Source organism: Agreia sp. Leaf244, assembly GCF_001422695.1.
Lineage (GTDB): Bacteria > Actinomycetota > Actinomycetes > Actinomycetales > Microbacteriaceae > Agreia.
The window spans coordinates 484,489-507,112 of the sequence record NZ_LMLX01000001.1 but is presented as its reverse complement, the minus strand read 5'-3'; the positions used below and the strand labels follow the sequence as shown (position 1 = coordinate 507,112).

The 22,624-nt window shown below is 68.4% G+C and carries 15 protein-coding genes and 1 tRNA gene; 9 read left to right on the top strand and 7 right to left on the bottom strand.

Features of this window, described 5'->3' with window-relative positions; genetic code table 11:
• Positions 1-227: 227 nt before the first annotated feature.
• From ASF06_RS02275 to ASF06_RS02250, 6 genes are all read left to right on the top strand, one after another.
• Positions 228-7,811, top strand: coding sequence for a DUF5979 domain-containing protein (locus ASF06_RS02275; protein ID WP_055942793.1), 7,584 nt, complete (start codon positions 228-230; stop codon positions 7,809-7,811).
• A 9-nt stretch (positions 7,812-7,820) separates the two neighbouring features.
• A complete protein-coding gene (locus tag ASF06_RS02270; protein WP_055942790.1) occupies positions 7,821-9,182 on the top strand; it encodes an FAD-binding oxidoreductase in 1,362 nt (453 codons plus the stop codon).
• 67 nt (positions 9,183-9,249) lie between these two features.
• Complete coding sequence (locus tag ASF06_RS02265; protein ID WP_055942788.1) at positions 9,250-10,260, top strand: FecCD family ABC transporter permease; 1,011 nt, start codon at positions 9,250-9,252, stop codon at positions 10,258-10,260.
• The gene (locus tag ASF06_RS02260) at positions 10,257-11,321 is read left to right on the top strand and encodes a FecCD family ABC transporter permease (protein WP_082500648.1); all 1,065 of its coding nucleotides are present in this window, start codon (positions 10,257-10,259) and stop codon (positions 11,319-11,321) included. Before ASF06_RS02265 ends, ASF06_RS02260 begins: the two co-directional genes overlap by 4 nt.
• The gene (locus tag ASF06_RS02255; RefSeq protein ID WP_055942785.1) at positions 11,318-12,118 is read left to right on the top strand and encodes an ABC transporter ATP-binding protein; all 801 of its coding nucleotides are present in this window, start codon (positions 11,318-11,320) and stop codon (positions 12,116-12,118) included. Before ASF06_RS02260 ends, ASF06_RS02255 begins: the two co-directional genes overlap by 4 nt.
• Positions 12,119-12,240: 122 nt before the next feature.
• Positions 12,241-13,233, top strand: coding sequence for an iron-siderophore ABC transporter substrate-binding protein (locus ASF06_RS02250; protein WP_055942782.1), 993 nt, complete (start codon positions 12,241-12,243; stop codon positions 13,231-13,233).
• A 64-nt stretch (positions 13,234-13,297) separates the two neighbouring features.
• Here the strand turns inward: ASF06_RS02250 and ASF06_RS02245 are convergent, their stop codons facing one another.
• Positions 13,298-13,987 carry an NUDIX domain-containing protein gene (locus ASF06_RS02245; protein WP_200920288.1) on the bottom strand — a complete coding sequence of 230 codons (690 nt, stop codon included), beginning with the start codon at positions 13,985-13,987 and terminating at the stop codon, positions 13,298-13,300.
• Complete coding sequence (locus ASF06_RS02240; protein ID WP_055942779.1) at positions 13,984-14,472, bottom strand: YajQ family cyclic di-GMP-binding protein; 489 nt, start codon at positions 14,470-14,472, stop codon at positions 13,984-13,986. Before ASF06_RS02240 ends, ASF06_RS02245 begins: the two co-directional genes overlap by 4 nt.
• Before the next feature lie 55 nt (positions 14,473-14,527).
• Between ASF06_RS02240 and ASF06_RS02235 the strand changes: the two genes are divergently transcribed.
• Together ASF06_RS02235 and ASF06_RS02230 are read left to right on the top strand one after the other, a co-directional pair.
• Positions 14,528-15,259: a lytic transglycosylase domain-containing protein gene (locus tag ASF06_RS02235; RefSeq protein ID WP_055942777.1), complete on the top strand. Its 732-nt coding sequence runs from the start codon at positions 14,528-14,530 to the stop codon at positions 15,257-15,259.
• A gap of 76 nt (positions 15,260-15,335) precedes the next feature.
• Positions 15,336-15,420 (top strand) — tRNA-Tyr (locus tag ASF06_RS02230).
• Between the two features lie 15 nt (positions 15,421-15,435).
• Here ASF06_RS02230 and ASF06_RS02225 read toward each other — a convergent pair.
• Positions 15,436-16,350: a serine hydrolase domain-containing protein gene (locus ASF06_RS02225; protein WP_055942774.1), complete on the bottom strand. Its 915-nt coding sequence runs from the start codon at positions 16,348-16,350 to the stop codon at positions 15,436-15,438.
• 56 nt (positions 16,351-16,406) lie between these two features.
• Between ASF06_RS02225 and ASF06_RS02220 the strand changes: the two genes are divergently transcribed.
• A complete protein-coding gene (locus tag ASF06_RS02220) occupies positions 16,407-17,189 on the top strand; it encodes an alpha/beta fold hydrolase (RefSeq protein WP_055942771.1) in 783 nt (260 codons plus the stop codon).
• A 67-nt stretch (positions 17,190-17,256) separates the two neighbouring features.
• Here the strand turns inward: ASF06_RS02220 and ASF06_RS02215 are convergent, their stop codons facing one another.
• From ASF06_RS02215 to ASF06_RS02200, 4 genes are all read right to left on the bottom strand, one after another.
• On the bottom strand, positions 17,257-19,260 hold the full coding sequence (locus tag ASF06_RS02215) for a beta-galactosidase (RefSeq protein ID WP_055942768.1): 2,004 nt from the start codon (positions 19,258-19,260) through the stop codon (positions 17,257-17,259).
• A complete protein-coding gene (locus tag ASF06_RS02210; RefSeq protein ID WP_055942765.1) occupies positions 19,257-20,201 on the bottom strand; it encodes a carbohydrate ABC transporter permease in 945 nt (314 codons plus the stop codon). The genes ASF06_RS02215 and ASF06_RS02210 overlap by 4 nt, the downstream gene beginning before the upstream one ends.
• A complete protein-coding gene (locus ASF06_RS02205; RefSeq protein WP_055942762.1) occupies positions 20,198-21,139 on the bottom strand; it encodes a carbohydrate ABC transporter permease in 942 nt (313 codons plus the stop codon). The genes ASF06_RS02210 and ASF06_RS02205 overlap by 4 nt, the downstream gene beginning before the upstream one ends.
• Before the next feature lie 91 nt (positions 21,140-21,230).
• The gene (locus ASF06_RS02200; protein WP_235500863.1) at positions 21,231-22,586 is read right to left on the bottom strand and encodes an ABC transporter substrate-binding protein; all 1,356 of its coding nucleotides are present in this window, start codon (positions 22,584-22,586) and stop codon (positions 21,231-21,233) included.
• Positions 22,587-22,624 lie beyond the last annotated feature (38 nt).

The window sequence follows — 22,624 nt, the reverse complement described above, 5'->3', positions numbered from 1 at the left end:
TGGCGGCAGTGTAGAGGTGGCCGTGCCATCGAGGTGGCCGTGCTATCGAGGTGAATCTGAGGGTGAAAACGCCCCTCGAGACCCCCTCGAAGTGAGAATTTCCCAACTTCACGTGAAAACATAACTGAGCTTCAGTTATTTACGTCGCAGAGTGATCTATCCCGACGATGGTGCTGAAAGCATCAGCTGGCGTTTATGCGCCGATCCAACTTCGTGGGGAAATCACCATGGCATCGCTCCGTCTTCAGCCCGGCACCCGGCTGGCCGCCATCGCCGCGACACTCGTCGCCATACTCATCGGCTCGGTCGTCGTCGCGACTCCCGCAGTCGCCGCCCCGCAGGGCCTGTTGACGATCGCCAAGATCGTCAATGGCGAGCAGGCTGTCGAACTGGCCCCAGGCGACGAGTTCGACTACACGATCACGGTCGGATGCGACGACAACGACTGCCTGGACGCGACGCTGGTCGACGCCATCCCCGCCCAGTTCGACGGGTTCGGGCTGCGCAGCACCACGGTGCAGCCGAGCTCGCAGGCGAGCTCGATCTCGTGGAACGGCTGCTCGACGGTCGTCACCACCGCGTGCGAGCTCGACGTCGCGTTCACGCAGGACCTGGGAGAGGGAGCTGTCGGCATCAAGGCGGGCCTCACCTATCAGGTCGTCATCGGACTCACGGTTCCCGAAAACCTGCAGCCGACGTGGCCGTCGAACGGAGTCGCCGTGACGAACACGGCAGAGGCCTCCTCGTCCTCCGCAGACACGGTGAGCGATGGCGCCGACGTGACGGTGGTCATCCCCTCGGTCGTCGATGTCGCGGTTTCGAAGACCTGGCAGCCCGAAAGCCAGCTCTTCACTCCCGGCTCCGAGTCGACGATCGTCCTGTCGGCTCAGAACACCTCGAACGTTCCCGCCGGCTCGATCGAACTCCTCGAGCCGAGCTCCGCGTCCGCGGCGGCCGCGGTGCTCGCCGCAGACAACCCGTTCTCGCTGGTCGACTTCACGGGCTTCGGCGCGGTCGCGCTGCCCGAGGGTGCCGACTCCGTGCGCGTCGACGCCTACGTCTTCGACACGGGCTCGGGCAACTATGAGTGGGTTCCGGGATCGCCTCGCGCGCCCGGTGACATCGCCCTGCCCGACGCCGTCGCGGCGGCCGACGTCGCCGGCCTGCGGATCACCTTCCTTTCTGGCGACGGCGACGAGATCGTGCCGTCGGGCACCGCGGGCAGCGTCGCCCTCGCCGTAGCGCAGCGAGCCACCGACCGGCGAGACGATGCGCCCCTGTTCACCGGAGCGTCCATCACCAACCAGGCCTCGGCCACGATCACGGTCGACGGGTCGGCCCCGGTGACCAAGCAGGCCACTGCGCCGTTCGTCATCGAGCCCCTCTCGGTCGCGGTGTCGGCCGGCAAGTCGATCACGCCGTCGCGCATCCCGGGAGGCACCAGCGCGGATGCCTCGATCTCCGCGAAGAACGACTCGTCCGGACCGGTCACGACGCTCACCCTCACCGACGACGACTTCTTCACGACGGAGCTGACCTTCGACGGCTTCTCGTCGCCGATCTCGTACCCGACCGGGGCGACGGGGGCGACGATCACCTGGCTGTTCAGCGGCAGCGCGGGCAGCCCGACGCAGGTGGCCGAGGGCACAACGCCGTCTGCCCCGACGCCTCCGGCAGGGCAGTTCATCACAGGCTTCGAACTCTCCTTCACGGGCAGCATCGCGTCGGGCGCCGTGGCGAACGCCGCATTCGGCATCGCTGCGTCGGCAACGATCGTCGCCGACGACGCGAGCCCGCTGCGTGTGACGAACACGGTCGACGTCGAGGCGCAGAATGCGCGTGGCTCGGCCACGGCCTCCGCGTCGGCTCCGCTCGACATCTTCTTCCCGCAGATCGACGTGCAGCTCGAGAAGACCATCTCTCCGGCCGGTTCCGTCGCGCCCGGCGCCACCGTGGTGGTGCAGCTGCCGACCTCGACCACCGTCGACTCGGCCTACGTCGATCCGAACAGGGTCGTGGTCACGGACCTGTGGCGTGACACGGTGGGCGACGACTTCTGGAACGCCTTCGATCCGATCGCCGTCGCGCCGACGCAGGTGCTCGCCGGTTCGACGTTGACCATCGACTACTCCACCGACGGGGGCGCGACCTGGACGCAGTTCCACGTCGTGGACGCGACCGCCGGGACCACGGTGTACTCCGGCAACCTGCCCGCCGGCCTCACCTCATCGATCACGGGTCTTCGGTACACCTTCGAGAATCCGGCCGGTTTCTCGCAGGGAACAGAGGTGACGCCCAACACGGTGTTCCAGGCCCGCGGCCAGCTGCGCGATGGCAGCGGACCGACATCCGTCGCCGACGCCGGTGCGAGCACCTACACGAACGTCGGCACCGCCGTCGCCGAGGGTCAGGTCGAGGGCATTCCCGTCGTTCGCAGCGAGACCGTCGCCGCCACGGCTCCGGCGGCCATCCGCTCGAACTCGGGCCCCGGCTCGCTGATGGCGTCCAAGGCATGGCTCACCCCCGGCTTCTCGGCCGACCTCTCGCTTCTGAGCTCCCAGTCGGGTGACCGCGCGGGCACCGTGCTCGGCTGGGGTGTGACCTCCACCGGGTACGATTCGGTCACGATCTCCGACCCGTCGAGCGATCCGGGCAACGTCGCCCAGACCGTCTTCCAGGCCTTCGATCTGCTGCAGATCGCCCCCGTGACCTTCGCCCAGGATCCTCTCCTCCAGTGGGACACCGTCTCGCAGGTCGAGCTCTTCAGCGACGGCGACTGGCAGGTCGTGACGGCTCCGGCGAGCGGGTGGATGTCGGGCGCCGGCTTCGTGGGCTACACCCTGACGCCTGCCCAGGTGGCGTCGACGACGGGTGTGAGGCTCACCGTTGTCCCCAATGATGCGGCCAGGGCCGCGAGTTCGAACCCCCTCGCGCCTCCGGTCGGCACGGGTGTCGCCAGCAGCGCGAACGATGCGACGCGATCCATCGGCCTCGTCTGGCAGCTGCGCAACACGGTGCGCGACACGACCTCGAACCCGAACCGGTGGGTCACCGCCACGCACGGGTACAACGACGCGAACCCCAGCACCGTCGTCAACACAGTCGACGTCTCGGGAATCCTGAACGGCGAGCCGGTCGGCCCGCGCAGTGCCGAGGACAGCATCGCCCTCATCGACCAGCCGCCGGCCGTCACGGTCTCGAAGAAGTCGAGCCGGTCGAGCATCGTGGTCCCTCAGCCGGGCGACGTGCCCGCGACGGGCTACCCGCGCAACGACTTCACGATCACCGCGACGAACCAGTCGAGCTCGCGTGCCTCGTACATCAGGGTCTCCGACCCGATGACCTGCTCCGTCGAGTCGATCGGAGACTGCGTCTCGCCCGCAGACGGGTGGGATGCGAACCCCTACGCGTCGGCGAGCTACGACCCGACCACCAACCCGTTCGAACGCTTCGATCTGACGGGCGTCGCCTTCTCGGCTCCCGACGCCGGTGTCGATCCTGTGGCGTCCACCGTGACCCTGTGGAAGCGCTCCGCCGCCGGTGTCCTGTCATCGTCGACGGCGACGCTCCTGGCGACGCTCGCGATGCCGTCCTCCGCGCTCGTGGACGTCGTCGGGATCAGCGTGCTGTACCAGGGGACCGACCCGGAGACCGACGGCGGATCGATCACGGTGGGCGACCCCATCGCGTTGACGCTGAAGACCCAGCTGCGTGTGTCACTGCGCAGCGATGCGTCGGCCTTCGTCACACCCGTGACGGTCGGCAACGACACCTTCACGCAGGGCTATGACCCCGTGTTGTATCCCACGGGCATGCAGAGCACGCCCAACGCGAGCGCGAACGCGGCCGTCGTTCTGCAGCAGGGGGCGCTCGGCGTCACCGCCGCCAAGACCTTCTCGCCGAAGACGCTGATCGAGAAGGACCGCGCCAACCCGGTCACCGCCACGCTCCGCGCGACACAGGGCTCGGCTTCCGTCGCTTCGCACGAGGTGACCATCGAAGACACCGACCAGGACTTCTGGAACCTCTTCCGTTTGACCGGCCTGTCGGCGAGCGACGTCACGCTGCCGGCCGGAGCCGATCGGGTGCGTGTCGACGTGCAGCAGAACGGCACGTCGGACTGGGTTGCGGGTGCGGCGTCCGCGACCGCAGCCGTCCCGGCAGTCGATCCGGCCTCGATCACGGGCATCCGGTTCGTCTTCAGTCGCGCCGACGGCGCCCTGCTGTCGCGCACCGCACCGCCGGCCGACTTCACGGCGACCGCCGTCCTGCATCTCGCACTGCTGGATGCGGCCAGGGCGGACGGCTCGGCCGTCGTGTTCCCGAGCACCGTCTCGAACGACGTGACGACACGGTCGCACCGAACCGACGACCCCGCGATCTATGCGGATGCGACGGCCGTCGCGACCGACAGCATCCAGCTCGGTACCGGCTCGTACACGCTCGACGTGGCGAAGAATCCGCAGAACGGTGTGCACTCCGTGACCCCGGGCGACCCCAACCAGTGGAGCCTCGTGTTCACGAACACCGGCTCCGGCTTCCTGACGGTGCCGAGCGTCGTGGACGTGCTCGACGACCACCTGAGCTGGGACGGCGAGACACCCACGTTCGCCACCTCCTCGGGCGGGCTCCTCTCCACCGACGTGCAGACCTCGTTCGACTCCGCCACCGGCACGATCTCGTTCGCGTGGCCCGAAGGCGGGCAGCGCATGGCGCCGGGGGAGAAGTTCACGATCTCGCTCGGCATCGTTCTCGAGGCGGGTCTCGTCGGCGGACAGCGCGCGACGAACCAGTTCACCGTCGAGACAGCACAGACGCTGACGGCCTGCACCAACACGTCGGGCAACGGGCAGGGAACACTGTCCGGCCTCGCTGTGAACGAGTGCGGCACGAGCAACTACGTGCAGCCCGTTCTGGGCGCGTCGCTGCTGACCACGAAGGCGGTCAAGGGCGATGTCGTCGACCGCACGGTCTCCGGCGCCCGCAACATCACGACGCCCGGCGGCCCGTGCATCGCCGATGCCGACGGCTACTACCGTTCGCCGTGCGCCGCCAACACAATGGTGGGCGGAACCGACGAGTGGAAGCTGCGCGCCGTGAACAGCGGAACAGTGGCGTACACGAAGCTCACGTTCGTCGAGCCCCTCCCCGTGGCGGGAGACCGACTGCTCGCGACCGGCGGCAGCCGCGGGTCGACCTACCGGCCCGTGTTCGACGGCACCTTCCCGCTGGCTGTCGACGCTCCGGCCGGCACCACCATCACCTGGCAGGTCACCGCGGCGTCCGACGTCTGCGTCGGCACCGGGGCGACGGCCTGGCCGAGCGACCCGAGCTGCGCAAACCACCCCGCGGCATCCGACTGGACCGACGGCGCCACCTTCGCCGGCGACTGGTCGACCGTCACGGGCATCCGGGTCGTTCTCGACTTCGCTTCGGCGGCGGGCGCGGTCCTGGCGCCGGGCGGATCGGCCCAGGTCCTCTACCGCACGGTCAATGCTCCCGCCACCGAGGCCGAGCCGGATCGCGCGCCGGTGACCGTTCCGGTCGGCGACCCGATCGCCTGGAACCAGTTCGGCGCCCTGGCCGCGCTCAGCACGGGAGGAACCCTGTCGCGTGCGCCGATCAAGGCGGGCGTCGTGCTCGATTCCGGTTCGCTGCAGGTGACGAAGTCGGTCACCGGCGAGGGCGCGGCATTCGCGCCCGACACCTTCGAGGCCACGGTCTCGTGCACGGTCGCCGGTGCGCCGGTGCAGTTCGCGGGTGGCGGAGTCGTCACGCTCGACGCCGCCAACGGATACACGACTCGAGTCGACGGCATCCCCCTCGGCGCCGAGTGCGGCATCGCCGAGAACGGAGACGAGGGCGCCTACGGCGAGACCACGCGCACCGTCACGCCGTCGACGGTGGCGATCGACGTCGCCTCTGATGCCGACGGTGAGGTGCCCGTCTCGCAGCGCGTGGCCATCACCAACGACTACGCGGTCGGATCGCTGGTGGTCTCCAAGGCGGTCACGACGCAGGCCACGGTCGGCTCCTTCGGGCCGTTCGACTACACGGCGGTCTGCGCGGCGTACGACGGCACTCCCGTTCCGCTCGCCGACGGCGACGCCGCCTTCTCGCTGGCCGCGGGAGAGTCGCACTCCATCGCCGGTCTCCCGGTGCGTGCCGAGTGCACGATCACCGAGACCGACACCGATGGTGCCGACGCCGCGCCCAACTCGGTCGCATCCAGCACCAACGGTGCACCGGCGGTCGTCGGCGCGTCGGTCGACGTCACAGTGGGAACCGATACGACCACGCTCGACTACACCAACGACTACGCCGCGGGCACGCTCTCGGTCACGAAGACGCTGGCCGGAGAGGGCCAGGAGGAGTACGGTGACGGACCGTTCACGATCGCGGTGCTCTGCACCTATGACGGCCAGAAGCTCTACGACGGCTCCATCGAGCTGACCGGGGGCGAGACGCGGACTCTCGACGACGTCTTCCCCGCCGGCACGGAGTGCGCCGTCTCGGAGACCGCCGCAGGGGGCGCCAACGAGACGACGATCGACTCGCCGACCGTCATCGTTCCCGGCCCGGCCGATGGGGCGACCCTCGGAGCGGTGACCGTCGACGTGACGAACACCTTCAACCTCGGCAGCGTCGACATCACCAAGGTGCGTGACGGAGCAGGGGCCGAGACCTACGGCGCCGGGCCCTTCACCGTGCAGGTCACCTGCACGTGGCAGAAAGACGGCGAGACCCTCACGATCCCGCTGCCCGACGGCGGCGTGCTGCAGCTCTCCGACGAGAACGACTACCGTGCCACGGTGTCGGGCCTCATCGAGGGCGCGCTCTGCGACACGGTCGAGACCGTCGACGGCGGCGCATCCTCATCGACCGTGACTCCGGCCGGCGGGGTGACCGTGCCGAATGGCGAGGCCGCCGACGTGACGGTCACCAACACCTTCGACACGGGCGACCTCGTCGTGGTCAAGAACCGCATCGGCGACGGCGTGGAGGCCTTCGGCGCCGGACCGTTCACGGTGCAGGTCACCTGCACCTGGGTGAAAGACGGAGTGATCACGGGCATCGACCTCGGCGACGACGCGCAGATCGAACTCTCGGAGGAGAACGACTACACGGCCACGGTCACCGGCATCATCGCCGGCGCCGACTGCGAGGTCGTCGAGACCGACCGTGGCCTCGCCACGGCATCGGAGACCGACCCGGCCGACGGCCGCATCCGGATTCTGGCCGACGGCGACGAAGCGGGACCGGCGACGGTCACGGTGACCAACACGTTCGACGTCGGGCAGCTATCGGTGCACAAGACCGTCGACAAGGCCGCCGCCGTGGTGGGCGACACCGTGCGCTACACCATCGTCGTTCAGAACGTCGGCCAGATCGACGCGCGAGACGTGCTCGTCTCCGATCGACTGCCCGAGGGGCTGTCGTCGGTGGTCGCCGATCCCGCCGCGGATGCGTCGGTCTCCGGCGTTCTGACCTGGACGGTCGCATCGTTGCCGGTGGGCGACTCCGCGACGTTCCATGTCAGCGCCATCGTCGACCGTGCGGGAACGATCGTGAACCGCGCCTCGGTCGAGACACCGGACGGCCCATGGGTCGACCCGGAGGTCGTCGGCTCGTGCGTCGACGATCACGACGAGTCCTGCGCCGACACCGTCGTGACAGTGCCCGCGCTGGCCGGCGACTCCCTCGCCTCCACCGGTCTCGGCAGCGTCGAGCGCGTACTGCTGTTCGCCCTGCTCACCCTGTTGATCGGACTGGGACTCGTGACTCTGGTGCGAAGGGCGCGACGAGCCTAGTCTCGTCGCATGGACGCATCCGTCGCAGAATCCGCAGCAGAACTCGCACAGTCGTGCCTCGGTCCCGTCTTCGTCTCAGGCGAAGACGGGATCGAGGGTGAGCTCGAGGGCTCGAACCTGGTCATCCACCACCGCCCCGACGTGGTGGTCGGTGCCGCATCCGAGGCCGACGTGGCCCTCGCCGTGCGGTTCGCCCGAGACCACGGGCTGCCCATCACCGTGCATGCCACCGACCACGGCGCCCACGCCTCGGTCGACGGCGGTCTCATCATCACGACGCATCGGCTGGATGGGCTGGAGGTCGACCAGCATTCGCGCACGGCCCGCGTCCGCGCCGGCGTGCGCTGGGGCACGGTCGTCGAGGCCGCCGCGCCGTTCGGCCTCGCGCCTGTCTCCGGCGCATCCCCGAACGTCGGCGTCGTGGGGCTGCTGCTCGGCGGCGGCCAGGGGCCGATCGGCCGCACCTTCGGCTACGGTTCCGACTGGCTGAGAAGCGCCCGCGTGGTGACGGCCGACGGCGACGTCGTGACCGCGAGCGCGACCAGCGAGCCCGAACTCTTCTGGGCGGTTCGCGGGGGCAAGTTCGGCCTCGGCATCGTGACCGAGGTCGTGATCGAGATGCCGCACGTGCCGTCTCTCTACGCCGGCTCCCTCTTCTTCGCCGACGACGCGATCGAGCCGGCGTTCCGCGCCTGGCTTCGCTGGGTAGACACCGTTCCCGATGCGGTCTCCAGCTCTGTCGCCTTCATCTCGTTTCCCGATCTCGAGGCGGTACCCGGAATCTTCAGGGGGCGCTTCGTGCTCACTATCCGGTTCGCCTTCGTCGGGCCGGTCGAGCAGGGCGAGAGCTGGGCCGCGCCGCTTCGCGCGGCGGCGCCCGTGCTGTTGGATGCGATCGGTCCCCTTCCGCTCGACCGTGTCGCGAGCATCCACAACGACCCCACCGACCCCGCGCCGGGCTGGACCCGAGGCGCATTCCTCGGTGCGGTCGATGACGACTTCGCCGACGTTATCCTCTCGTCCGTCGCCGGCGACCGCAGGCCTCCCTTCATCTCGGTCGAGCTGCGCCACCTCGGCGGGCGGCTGGCGAGAGATGTGGCCGGGGGCTCGGCTGTCGGCGGGCGCGGAGCGGAATTCGGGCTCGTGTTCGTGGGTGTGCCCGATCCCTTGCTCTTCGAGCACGTGCTGCCCGAGGCGGCCGACGCGCTGATCGGCTCACTGGCAGCGTGGGTGCATGCCGAGATCAACGTCAACTACGCGGGGGAGCTCACGTCGCAGAACGTCGAACGGTGCTGGCCCGCCGCCGTGCTCGAACGGCTCGAGGCGGTGCGGCAGCAGTACGATCCGACGTCCACGTTCCGCCTTCCCTGATCGGGCGACGCGCCTCAACATCCGTGCGCGCGCTGCGACGGCAGGGGCACGCTGTCATACTTAGGTAATGCTTACCTCAACCCGGCGCGCGTCGAAGGCGCTGGGTCTCATCGCACTCTGCGTGCTCGTGCTGGTCTCGGTGGTGCTGAGTCTGCTGCTCGGCAGCCGGTCCATCGACCTGTCGTCCGTGGTCGACGCCGTGCTGGGGCGAGGCGGCGACGCCGTCGAGGGCATGGTTGTGCTCGATCTGCGGGTGCCCCGAACCGTGCTGGGCCTCGCGGCCGGGGCGGCGCTCGGGTTGGCGGGCACGCTGATGCAGGGGCTCACCCGCAACCCGCTCGCCGACCCGGGCTTGCTCGGTGTCAACTCCGGCGCATCGCTCGCGGTCGTGGTCGCCATCGCCGTGTTCGGCGTCACCACGCCCTCCGGCTATGTGTGGTTCGCCTTCGTGGGAGCCGCGCTCGCGGCCGTGCTGGTCTACATCGTCGCCTCCGGGCGCACGGGTCCGTCGCCACTGAGTCTCACCCTGGCCGGTGCGGCCACGACGGCGGTACTGACCTCGCTCATCACGCTGGTTCTTCTGCGCGACCTCGATACGCTCAGCCAATACCGCTTCTGGTCTGTCGGATCCCTCGTGGGCCGCGACCTCGGCACGGCCGCCACGCTCGCACCCTTCCTCGCCGTCGGGGCTGCGGCGGCGCTGCTCCTGGGTCGCAGTCTCAACTCCCTCGCGCTCGGAGACGACCTCGCCCGCGGTCTGGGCCAGCGTGTCGGCATCGTGAGGGTCGTCGCCGGCGTCGCCATCATCCTGCTCTGCGGGTCGGCCACCTCGCTCGCGGGCCCACTGGTCTTCGTGGGCCTTGTCGTGCCCCATATCGCCCGCCGGTTCGTGGGAAGCGACTACCGCTGGATCCTCGTCTACTCGATTCCGCTCGGAGCCGCCCTGCTGGTTCTCGCCGACACCGTCGGGCGCCTCATCGCTCCGCCGTCGGAGCTCGAGGCGGGCATTGTCGTCGCGATCCTCGGCGCCCCGGTGCTCATCGCGCTCGTCCTGCGAGACAGGGCGGTGACCCGATGAGCGAGCACAGAACCTCCGGCCGCCCTGAGACCGACGATGTCGCCCTCGTCGGCGCCGCCCTGCGGGCCGGGCGCATCCGGCTGCTCGTCGTCGCATCGGTGCTCGTGGTGCTGCTGGTGGCGTTCGCGGTGCTCGCCCTGATGCTGGGCGACCGCATCATCTCTCCCGGCGACGTGCTGGCCACGCTGGTGGGCGGCGGCAGCGGGGGCGATCGTTTCGTCGTTCTCGGCCTGCGCGTGCCGCGGCTCGTGCTCGGGGTCATGGTCGGGGCGTCGTTCGGGCTCGCCGGAGCGATCTTCCAGAGCCTTCTCGGCAATCCGCTGGCGAGCCCCGACATCATCGGCATCTCGCAGGGCGCCTCCGCGGCGGCCGTCGGGGCGATTCTCCTCGCAGGGTGGAGCGGTCTGGCCGTGTCGTTCGCGGCCTTCGGCGGTGCGGTCATCGTGGCCGGGCTCATCACTCTTCTCGCCGCACGGCACGGCATGGTCGGCTCGCGTTTCGTGCTGATCGGCATCGCCCTGGCCTTCCTCGCGCAGGCCGCCATCAACTTTCTGCTCACCCGGTCGGACGTGCGCGACGCGCAGTCGGCCCTCGTCTGGCTCGTCGGCAGCGTGGGAACCGTCACGACCGAGGAGCTGACGGTCACGGCCGTCGGCCTGGTCGTCTTCGTCGGGGCGCTGGTCGCCCTCGCGCCACGGCTCCGGATGCTGCAGCTCGGCGACGAGACGGCCACCGGCCTGGGCGTGCGGGTGATTCGCGCACGCCTTCTGATCACCCTCGTGGGCGTTGGCCTGGCCGCCGTCGCCACGGCTGCCGCCGGCCCCGTAGCTTTCGTGGCCTTCGTCTCGGCGCCGATCGCGCGGCGCCTGCTCGGGGGCACGGGCCCCGCCCTCGTGGTGACCGCTCTCGTGGGCGCGGTCGTGGTCTCGGGCGCGGATCTGCTCGCCCAGCACGCCATCGCGGGACTCCAGGTGCCGGTGGGCATCGTCACGGGCATCGTCGGTGCGCCCGTGCTTCTTCTGCTGCTCGCCCGCGGCAATCGATCGAGAGGAACAGCATGACGTCTCATGAACTGCGAGCGGATGCGCTGTCTCTCGGCTACGACGGGCGTCGCGTCGTCGAGGGCCTCGACGCCGTCATCCCGGATGGCCGCGTGACGGTCATCGTCGGACCGAACGCCTGCGGCAAGTCGACCCTGCTGCGCGCGTTCGCCCGGCTGCTGCGCCCGGAGGCCGGCATCGTGACGCTCGACGGCACCGACGTGCACCGCTACCCGAGCAAGCAGCTCGCCACCGTGCTGGGGCTTCTTCCCCAGCAGCCGATCGCCCCCGACGGCATCACGGTGGCCGACCTCGTGGGCCGCGGACGCTTTCCGAGGCAGGGCCTGTTCCGCCAATGGAGTGCGGAGGACTCGGCCGCGGTCGCGGAGGCGCTCCGCTCGACCGACACGGCCGAGCTCGCCGACCGGCGCATCGACGAGCTGTCCGGCGGGCAGAGGCAGCGGGTCTGGATTGCCATGGCGCTCGCCCAGCAGACCGACATCCTGCTGCTCGACGAACCGACCACCTTTCTCGACGTGACGCACCAGATCGAGGTTCTCGACCTGCTGCACGAGCTCAACCGCGAGCGGGGAACGACCGTGGTCATGGTGCTGCACGACCTCAATCTCGCCGCGCGCTACGCGGATCATCTCGTGGTCATGTCGTCCGGCCGCATCGTGGCCGAGGGCGCGCCCGCAGACGTGATCTCGGCCGATACCGTCGGCGCGGCATTCGGGCTCGAGGCCGTGATCATCGACGACCCGATCAGCCATTCGCCGATGGTCGTGCCGATGGGGCGTTTTCATCACGCGGTGTGATGCATTAACGTGAAGGGGCCAGGTGAGCTTAGGCTTGCCTAACCATCCGATACACAGTCCTTGCCCCCGGCCGCGCGATGCGCGGCATGCATCACCATTGGAGAATTCCCGTGCCCCGAAGAATGAAACTCGCTGCGATCACCGCAACGGCGGTCACCGCCGCACTGCTGCTGGCCGGCTGCAGCACCGCCTCCTCCGACTCCTCGACCGACGCCGCGTCGGCCGACGGCGTGACCATCGAGCACGCGTTCGGCGAGACGACGGTTCCTGCCGACCCGAAGAACGTGGTCACATTGGGCTGGGGAAGCACCGACGCGTCGATCGCCCTGGGTGTCATCCCCGTGGCGATCCCCTTCGACTCCTACGCCGGCGACGAAGACGGCGTTCTGCCGTGGGTCTCCGACGCGATCGACAAGGCCGGCGCCGACATGCCGACGATCCTTCCGGACTCGCCGGACGACCCGCCCTACGAGGCGATCGCCGATGCCGACCCCGACGTCATCCTGGCCGTCTACTCCGGCATCACCGAGGAGCAGTACGAGAAGCTGTCGGAGATCGCCCCGACCGTGGCCTACCCCGACCAGGCGTGGAGCACCCCGTGGCGCGACGTCGTCACCACCGTGGGCGAGGCCCTCGGCAAGAGCGACGAGGCCAAGACGGTTCTCTCTGACATCGACGCGCAGATCGCCCAGAAGGCGTCGGAGCACCCCGAGTTCAAGGGCAAGACGCTTGCCGCGGTGGCCGACAGCGCGGGCACGTTCTACGTCTACAAGAAGAACGACCCGCGCGTGGGCTTCATGTTCGACCTCGGCTTCACGAACGCTCCGGCTGTCGACGAGCTGGCGAACGGCGATGGCACGTTCTTCTACACGCTGAGCTACGAGCAGCTCGACAAGCTCGAGGCCGACGTGGTGCTGAACTACGCGACCACGCAGCCCGAGGCCGACGCGTTCACCACCTCACCGCAGACGGCGGTCATTCCGGCCGTCGCCGCCGGGCACGCCGCCCAGCTCGTGGGAGCGCAGAACATCTCGGCCGTGTCGCCGCCCACCGCGCTGTCGCTGCCGTGGGGCCTCGACAACCTCGTCGACACCCTGGCTGCCGCCACGAAGTAGTTCGGATCGTTCCCTGAGCTTGTCGAAGGGCCCCTTCGACAGGCTCAGGGAACGGGCCTCAGGCTCAAGGAACGCGGCGGAACGGCCCGCTCAGCGCCGCCCACTGCAGCAGCATGATCGTCTTCGCGTCGATGATGTCGACGCCGATGCGCCCGAGCGCCTCATCGATGTCGATCTCGAGCAACTCGATCTCCTCGCCTTCCTCGGCGAGCCCGCCACCGGCATCCAAGCGCGTGTCGGGCGAATAGGGCGCGGCGAAGAAGAACAGCTTCTCGGTCACCGAGCCGGGGCTCATGTACGCCTCGAAGACGGGGCTCACCTCGCCGATCTCGTGCCCTGTCTCTTCGCGGGCCTCGCGCCGAATGGCGGTGAGCGGATCGTCATCGTCGAGCAGGCCTGCGGCGGTCTCGATGAGATTGCCGTCCGGATGCCCGTTCACGTATGCCGGATAGCGGAACTGACGGGTCAGCAGCACCGTGCGCTTCTCGAGCGAGTACAGCAGGATGGTCGCCCCGTTGCCCCGGTCGTAGGTCTCGCGGTGCTGGGTCTCCCACACGCCGTCGGCGCGCTGGTACTCGAGCGTGTTCGCCCTGAACACGTGCCAGTTCGACGAGAGCAGGCGCACGTCTTTCACGCGCACACGCGGGTTGCCGGTCAGCTCGCGGCCCGTGCGGTCGAGGCCGGTGCGGCCACGGGCGTCGGGGATGTCGACGCCCGGCTGGCCGGGGCGCGTCTGGTCGATCGGGTCGGTCACCGGAAGTTGATGAACTGCACGGCCACGTCGAGGTCGGCGCCCTTGAGCAGCGCCATGGTGGCCTGCAGGTCGTCGCGGCTCTTCGATGAGACGCGCAGCTCGTCGCCCTGGATCTGGCTCTTGACGCTCTTGGGGGCCTCGTCGCGGATCAGCTTGCTGATCTTCTTCGCGGCGTCCTGCTCGATGCCGTTCTTCATGGATGCTTCGAGCCGGTACTCCTTGCCGGATGCGTAGGGCTCGCCCACGTCGAGGCTGCGCAGCGAGATACCCCGCTTGATGAGCTTGGCCTCGAACACCTCGAGGATCGCCTTCACGCGCTCGGCGGAGTTGGCCTTCATCAGAACCTTCTCGCCGCTCCACTCGATGGAGGCGCCGATGTTCTTGAAGTCGTAGCGCTGCTCCACCTCTTTGTGCGCCTGGTTGAGGGCGTTGTCCGCCTCCATCTTGTCGACCTTGCTGACTACGTCGAAGCTTGAATCTGCCATGCGCACCAGTTTAGCTTCGAGGCCGCTGTCAGAGCCGATCCGTACACTGGGGGCCGTGCGTCGTTCCCTTCTTGTTGCCCCGGTTCTCGCCGTCGCGTTCGCCCTCGCCGCGTGCACGACGACGCCCGAGCCCAGCGAGCCCACCACTGCGGAGGCTCCGGCGAAGGCCACGCCCGACGCGGCCGTGGCCCCCGTGGTCGAGCCCTGGGCGGGTCTGCCGACGCTGGTCGACGCCGACTGGGCGGCCAAGGCGGCCGCGGCCACGGGCATCCCGCAGCGCGCCATGCTCGCCTACGGCGGCGCGGCCGTCTACTCGGCCAACCAGAACCCGGGCTGCAATCTCGGGTGGAACACGCTCGCGGGCATCGGCGAGATGGAGAGCCACCACGGCACCATCGACGGTTCGTCGATCGGCGCCGACGGCCTCGTCACGCCTCCTATTCTCGGCATCGCCCTCGACGGCTCGAGCACGAACGAGATTCCCGACAGCGACCAGGGCACGATCGACGGCGACGCCGAGTGGGACCGCGCGGTCGGTCCGCTGCAGTTCATTCCCGACAGCTGGCGCAACTGGGGCGCCGACGGTTCAGGCGACGGAGAGGTCGACCCGCAGAACTTCGACGACGCCGTTCTGGCCACGGCCAACTACCTGTGCCACGCCGGCGGAGACCTCTCGGTCGCCGACAACTGGCGCACGGCCATCGCGGCGTACAACGACGCGGCACCCTATGCGGTGGGCGTCTCGGAGTACGCCATCCGGTATTCGAACGACGTGGCGTCGGGCTGATTTCGCCGAAGCCGGGATGGCGGGTAATGTGTACTCGCGCCTTCGGTTGTGTGTTTCACGTGGTCGGGTGCGCCCTGGCAAGTTACCCAAGCGGCCAAAGGGATCTGACTGTAAATCAGCCGTCTTAGACTTCGGGGGTTCGAATCCCTCACTTGCCACCAGAGAAGCCCTGCAAATCACCGTGTTTGCAGGGCTTTGCTCGTATCTGCGGGTACGCCCGCTGCGAGGGCCTCGTTGGCACAATCCACCAGTCGATGATCCTGCCCCTCTTCGTGGGCGGTGATCGTGATCACAGCGTCGCGGGCATGGTCGACGATCACGTATTGTCCATATCGGCCGTCGAGCCTCCACGAGTCGCCGGGTCCGGCCCAGGTGGCGACGCCGTAGAGCTCGAATGGAGCCGTCCCGCCGGTCGTCACCCAGGTGCCGTGCAGCGCATCGATCCGTTCGGCAGAGACCAGGCTGTGTCCATTCCAACGGCCACGATCGCGAAGCAGCCGCCCGATCCGGGCCAGCTCGGAGGTTCGCAGATAGAGGCCGCTTCCGCCGACGATCCAGCCGAGCGGGCAGCGGTGCCACTGGGGGTTGTGAACACCCAGTGGATCGAAGAGCCGTGGCATCAGCCAGTCGCGCACATCGCCCACGACCGAGCCGAGCATTCTCATGGCCACGTACGTGCTCGCATCCGAGTATTGAAAGACGCGACCGGCCCCGCGCGTGGGCCGTCGGATCATCTCGAGGGCGAGATCGGGCCAGACGACCTCGTCGTCGCCGAACCACTCGAAGTCGATGCCACTCGTCATGGTGAGGAGATGACCGAGAGTCACCTCTGCCGTGCCGTCGCCCCGCGGAGCGTCTCCGAAGACCTCGCCGACAGTGGTGGCGAACGAGATGACGCCCTCGTCGGCAGCCATGCTTGCGGCGAGAGCGCAGACCCCTTTCGAGACCGAGTAGAGGTTTTCGCGGTCGTCGCTGCGCCAGCGATGGTGAACCTCCTCCTCGGCGACGAGCACGTGCACGCCGTATGCGCCGAGATGCTGGGCGTCGATGGATGCGACGAGGGCGTCGAGGACGGAGGCTGCGGCAGACACGACATCAGTATGCGGCGCTGCGCGGGCGTGCCGCCGATTGTTGGCAGACTGGTCGCGTGAACTCACTGATCCCAGCCGCTCCGCGTGCGAAGAAAGTCATGTCCTCCGACGGGCTGCAGCTGGCGACCTATGAGTTCGGCCACCCTGACGCACCCACGGTTCTCGCGGTGCACGGCTTCGCCTCGAGCGCCCTCGTGAACTGGCATGCGACCGGGTGGACCCGCGACTTGACCCGCGCCGGCTACCGGGTGATCGCGCTCGACCAGCGCGGGCACGGCGAGAGCGACAAGCCGCACGACCCGGCGGCCTACTCGATGGAGCAGCTCGTCGCCGATCTTCTCGTCGTGATCGACACCTACCTCATCGATGAGGCTCTCTATGCCGGCTATTCGCTCGGCGCCCGAGTGGGATGGCAGGCGGCTCTCGATCTCGACGGTCGCATCACGCGGGCTGTGCTCGGCGGCATCCCCGACGGTCAGCCGCTCACCCGCCTGCGCACCGACGAGGCGCGCGCGTACATCGAGCACGGCACCGCCATCGACGACCGGATCACCAGGGCGTACGTGACCATGGCGTCCGCCATTCCCGGCAACGATCTCGAAGCACTGATGAGCCTCGTCGACGGCATGCGCGATGGAATCCAGCCCGACCCGGCCAATCCGCCCCGGCAGCCCGTGCTGTTCGCCACGGGCAGCGACGACGCCATCCTCGAGCGCTCGAAGGGCCTGGCCGAGGCCACGCCGAACGGCGTCTTCTACGAGATTCCCGGCCGCAACCACTTCAACGCGCCGACCTCGCGGCACTTCCGCGACGCGGCCATCACCTTCCTCCGCGCCTGAGCGTAGCCGCGGCGCCGCGTAGCCGCGGCGCCGCGTAGCCGCGCCGCCGCGGAAGCTCAACCGTGCGTCAGACCACAGGCAGCCTCACCAGGTCGTGAGCCGCGATCGTCACCGTGTCTCCTCCGACAGCGACCGTCGCCTCGGCGCGACCGAAGTTCAGCACCCAGCGCGTTCCGGCGCGCTCGATGACCTCGACGTCGGGGTTCGAGCCATCGAGCAGGGGCCGCACGCCGGCGCGGTCGAGCGCATCGAGCAGCAGCTCGAACACCGTGGCGGTGTCGGGGCGGGTCGCCACGTACCAGGCCGTTCCGCCCGCCGTCTCAGGCGCATCCGCCGGCACGCCCGCCGAGCGCCGCGTGATCGCGGGCGACCCCTCGGCCAGCCCCTCGGTGAACGTCGCTAGAACCTCGGCGTCGTCGGCGTGCAGAAGCTCGGTCCAGACAGAGGCCGCGCGCACGGTGTCGCCGAACCGGATGGCGGTGGTCGGCACGGGCGCGGTTCCGGTGCCCCGTAGATCGGGGCCTGCGAGGGGCGCGAACTCCTCGACCCGCACTCCGAGTGCGGCCTGCAGCGGGCCGAGGTAACCGCCCTGCTGCACGTGCAGGTTCTCGTCGAGGATGCCGGTCTGGTAGCCCACGATGAGCTGCCCGCCGCGCGCGGGAACCGCGGCCAGCGTCTCGAGCGCCGCGCGAGGCACGGCGAAGAGCGCTGGCGCGATGACGAGCGAGTACCCGTCGAGAGAAGCGCCCGGCTCGACGAAGTCGACCGTCACGCCGAGCGCTCGCAGCGACCAGTGCCACGACATGATCTCGTCGAGATAGACCAACTGGGCAGGTGACGCGGCCTGCTCCACGGCGTTCCACGAATCCCAGTCGAAGACGATCGCGACAGAGCTCGGAACACGGGAGCCGACCACGTCGCCCATGGTCGACAGCTCGGCGCCGAGGGCGGTCACCTCGCGGAAGATGCGCGTGTCCTCTCCGGCGTGCGGCACCATCGCGGCGTGGAACTTCTCGGCTCCGGCGACCGACTGCCTCCACTGGAAGTACAGGATGCCGTCGGCGCCGCGGGCCACCGACTGCATCGAGTAGAGCCGGTTCTCACCGGGCAGTTTCGGAGCGTTGCGTGTACGCCAGTTGACGGCGCCTGTCGTCTGCTCCATGAGCATCCACGGCTGGCCTCCGCGCAGCGAGCGCATGAGGTCGCGGGTCATCGCCGCGAACGCGGGGGAGAGCGGGTCTGCGGGGTCGGGGTAGGAGTCGTCGGAGACGAAGTCGACCTCCTTCGCCCACTTCCAGTAGTCGACCGGCTTGAAGAAGCCCATGAAGTTCGTCGTGACCGGGATGTCGGGTGTCACCTCGCGCAGGACCGCCAGCTCGGCGCGGTAGCACTCGAGCAGCGCGTCGGAAGAGAAGCGATGGAAGTCGAGCACCTGCGTCGGATTGGGGAACGACGGCATCGCGCGGGGCGGCCCGACCTCGCTGAACTCGGCGTAGTGCTGCGACCAGAATGCCGTGCCCCACGCGTGGTTCAGCGCCTCGATGCTGCCGTATTTCGCCTCGAGCCAGACCCGGAACGCGGCCGCCGACTCGTCGTCGAACGACTGCGACACGTGGCATCCGTACTCGTTGTTGATGTGCCAGGCCGCGACGGCCGGATGCGCGCCGTAACGCTCGGCGAGGGCGCGCACGAGGCGGGTCGCGTACTGGCGGTACACCTGCGAGCTCGGGCTGTACTGCTGCCGGCTGCCCACGCCCAAGCGCACTCCCTCGGCGGTCACGGGCAGGATCTCGGGATGCGCGGCGCTGAGCCACGGCGGGGGAGAGGCGGTGGCCGTGGCCAGGTCGACCTTCACGCCGCCCGCGTGCAGCCCGTCGATGACCCGGTCGAGCCAGGCGAAGTCGAACTCGCCGTCTCGCGGTTCGAGCTTCGCCCACGAGAAGACGCCGACCGTGGCGATGGTGACCCCGGCCCTCCGCATGAGCCGCACGTCGTCGGCCCACACCTCCTCCGGCCACTGCTCCGGGTTGTAGTCGCCGCCGAACCACACGGGCGCGTTGTTGCCGATCATCCTTTTACTGCTCCTGTTCCGAGACCTGACTGCCAGTACCGCTGAAGAAAGAGGAACGCGATGACGAGGGGGATGATCGACACGAGCGAACCCGTGATGACCGTCGAGAACAACGCCTGCGATCCGCTGCCGGCCGCCGCCGTCGCCTGCCACTGCGCGAGCCCCACCGTGAGCGGGTAGAGATCGGAGGTGTTCAGCATGATGAGCGGCAGGAAGTAATTGTTCCAGGTCGCGACGAGCGAGAAGAGGAACACCGTGACCACGCCCGGGCCCAGCTGCCGCAGCGCGACCTGCCAGAAGATGCGCAGCTCGCCCGCGCCATCCATTCGTGCGGCCTCGATCAGGCTGTCGGGAACCGACTCGGCCGCGTAGACGCGCATGAGGTACACGCCGAACGGGCTGACGAGCGAGGGGATGATGACGGCGAACGGGGTGTTCGTGAGCCCTGCAGAGCTGAACAGCAGGTAGGTCGGAATCGCCAGGGCGGTGAGCGGGATCATGATCGATCCGAGCACGACGCTGAAGATGGCCCGACCGCCGGGGAACCGGTACTTCGCGAAACCGTAGCCGGCCATCGTCGCGAGAAGAGAGGCGCCGAACGCGCTCACCCCGGCATAGACCACGGTGTTCAGAACCCAGCGCAGGTAGACGCCGTCTTTGAACGTGAACACCTGGGCGATGTTCGTGAACAGGTTGAAGTCCTTGCCGAACCAGAACCCGAACGACGAGAACAGGTCGGCGTTGCTCTTGGTCGAGGCGATCAGCAGCCAGAGCAGCGGCAGCAGGAAGTAGGCGGCGCACGCCCACAGCAGCACGGTGAGCAGGGTGCTGCGGCGACCCTCGCGCATGATCTGGCGGCGGTGCCGCTTCGCGCGGGGTGTGGATGCCCGGGGTGCGTCGATCGCGGACTGCGCCGGTGCAGAGACGGTCGGGGCGCTCATGAGAGGTTCTCCTTGCGCTGGGTCGAGAGTTGCACGACGTACGAGACGACCATGATGACGAGGCCCAGCAGGAAGGCGATCGCCGCGGCGTAGGGCACGTCCTGGTTCACGAAGGCCACCGTGTAGGCGTACTGGTTCGGCGTGAAGTCGTTGCCGATCACGTTCGGCGCGAGCCGGTACAGGAGGTTCGGCTCGTTGAAGAGCTGGAACGACCCGATGATCGAGAAGATGACGGTGAGCATGATGGCCGGCCGGATGGCGGGGATCTTGATGCTCCAGGCGACGCGCCACTCGCTGGCACCGTCGACCTCGGCCGCGTCGAAGAGCTCCGTCGGGATCGTGCGGAGGGCCGCGTACATGATGATCATGTTGTAGCCCACGAACTCCCACGTGACGATGTTCATCATCGACCCGAGGATGGTGTCGTTCGCCAGCAGGTTCGGCGCGTCGATTCCGATCGCGCGGAAGGTCTGGGCGATCGGGCCGAAGTCGTTGCCGTAGAGGTAGCCCCACATGAGCGTGGCGACGACGCCGGGAACCGCGTAGGGCACGAAGATCGCGAGGCGGGCGGCCTTGCTTCCCCTCACCCGGGAGCTGTCGAGCGCAAGGGCGAAGAACAGGGCGAGAACGAGCATGATCGGCACCTGGATGAGAAGGAAGAGCCCCACCCGTCCCAGACCGCCGAGGAAGCTCGGGTCGGTCAGCGCCTGGACGTAATTGGCGAGGCCCACGAACTCCTGTCCGCCGATCAGCTGCGTGGCGAAGAGGCTGAGGTATCCCGAGTAGAAGAGGGGAACGATCAGCATCGCGACGAAGACGATGAGGAACGGGGTGATGAGCAGGTAGGCGGCCCGCGTCTGGCGGCGGGTCGACTGCGTCGAGCGCTGTCGAGGAGGGCGTTGGCTTTTCGGTGGTGCGGATGCGGCGAGGACGGCCACGGTTCTTCCTTATCTCGTCATTGAAATCACAGGGGAAGGGGGAAAGGGAAAGCGGGTGCCGCCCGCGTCGACGCACGGCACCCGCTCGTGGCTACTCGACCGTGAAGCCCTGCTTCTTCGCGTACGCCGTGACCTCGTCGTCCCAGGCCTGGAGGGCGGTCGAGAGGTCGGTCTTGTCGGCGATCGCCTTTCCGAGCGTCTCGTTGTAGCTCGAGTAGACGTAGTCCATGAACGGCAGCCACTCGAACGACACGTCGACGGTGTCGGAGACTCCGGCGAAGAGCTCGTTGACCTTCTGTCCGCCGTAGAACTCCGACTGCTGGTCGACGAACGCCGGGTCGGCCAGGGTGTCTGTCTTGGTCGGGAACAGGAACTGGTCGGTCGCGAACTTCAACGTCGACTCGGGGTCGTTGTTGATGAACTTGGCGAGTTCGTACGCGGCGATCGGGTTCTCGCTCGTCTTGAGCACGACATCCGACGACCCGCCCCAGTTGCCCGACACGTCGTCACCCTCGTTCCACTGCGGGATCTTGGCCGCGGTCCATTTGCCCGAGGTGTTGGCGGCGGTTCCCTGCAGGAACACGGGAGCCCAGGCGGCGGTCACCCATCCGGCGTACTTGCCCGACGCGAGGCTCTGGTAGAAGCTGTCGTTGAAGTCGGGGTCGACCGAGACGAGGTCCTTCTGGATGAGGTCGTTCCAGTAGTCGACGACCTTCTTCGTCTCGTCGCTGGCGATGTCGACCTTCACGGTCTTGTCGCCGTCGTAGCCGAACGGCTTCGCGCCGGCCTGCCAGAAGAGTCCGACCATCTGGCCGGGGTCGTTGCCCGGCATGTTCGAGATGTAGGAGCCGGTCGCCGCCTTGATCGTCGCGGCGTCCTCGGCGTACTGCGCCCACGTGGTGGGGGCCTCGGTGATGCCGGCCTGCGCCAGGATGTCGCTGCGGTAGAGATTGCCGAGGGGGCCGGAGTCCTGCGGGATCGCCCAGACCGAGCCGTCCTCCGTCTGCACCTGGTTCCAGACCCACTCGACGTATTCGTCCGACAGATCCGCCGCGCCGTACGGCGTGAGGTCGGCGAGGCTGTCGGTCAACCGGAACGACGAGAGGTACTGGTATTCGATCTGCGCGACATCCGGGGCGCCCTTGCCCGCCTTCAATGCCGTGCGCAGCTTGGTGTACTCATCGGCGCCGTTGCCCACGTTCACGACCTCGACGTCGATCTTCGGGTACTTCTTCTCGAAGAGGGCGACCTCGTTCTCGATGTCGGGAACCCAGGTCCAGAAGGTGAGCTTGGTGGGGGTGTCGAGGGCCTTGTCGATGTCGGCCTGCGACACGGTCGTCTTGTCGGTCGTCGAGCTGCCGGGGCTGGTGCAGCCCGTCAGCAGGAGTCCGGCCGTGACGACGATCGTGCCCAGCGACAGTGCTGTGCGGCGTGCTGTGGTTCGCATGTGACCTTTCCTTTTGTGTGAGTGGTTCACGTTCGCCC

Bases quoted from the DNA above. Each gene is read 5' to 3' on its own strand.
- ASF06_RS02275 (WP_055942793.1), top strand. From the start codon at position 228: ATGGCATCGCTCCGTCTTCAGCCCGGCACCCGGCTGGCCGCCATCGCC.
- ASF06_RS02255 (WP_055942785.1), top strand. From the start codon at position 11,318: ATGACGTCTCATGAACTGCGAGCGGATGCGCTGTCTCTCGGCTACGAC.
- ASF06_RS02215 (WP_055942768.1), bottom strand. From the start codon at position 19,260: ATGATCGGCAACAACGCGCCCGTGTGGTTCGGCGGCGACTACAACCCG.
- ASF06_RS02265 (WP_055942788.1), top strand. From the start codon at position 9,250: ATGCTTACCTCAACCCGGCGCGCGTCGAAGGCGCTGGGTCTCATCGCA.
- ASF06_RS02200 (WP_235500863.1), bottom strand. From the start codon at position 22,586: ATGCGAACCACAGCACGCCGCACAGCACTGTCGCTGGGCACGATCGTC.
- ASF06_RS02260 (WP_082500648.1), top strand. From the start codon at position 10,257: ATGAGCGAGCACAGAACCTCCGGCCGCCCTGAGACCGACGATGTCGCC.
- ASF06_RS02250 (WP_055942782.1), top strand. From the start codon at position 12,241: ATGAAACTCGCTGCGATCACCGCAACGGCGGTCACCGCCGCACTGCTG.
- ASF06_RS02240 (WP_055942779.1), bottom strand. From the start codon at position 14,472: ATGGCAGATTCAAGCTTCGACGTAGTCAGCAAGGTCGACAAGATGGAG.
- ASF06_RS02270 (WP_055942790.1), top strand. From the start codon at position 7,821: ATGGACGCATCCGTCGCAGAATCCGCAGCAGAACTCGCACAGTCGTGC.
- ASF06_RS02210 (WP_055942765.1), bottom strand. From the start codon at position 20,201: ATGAGCGCCCCGACCGTCTCTGCACCGGCGCAGTCCGCGATCGACGCA.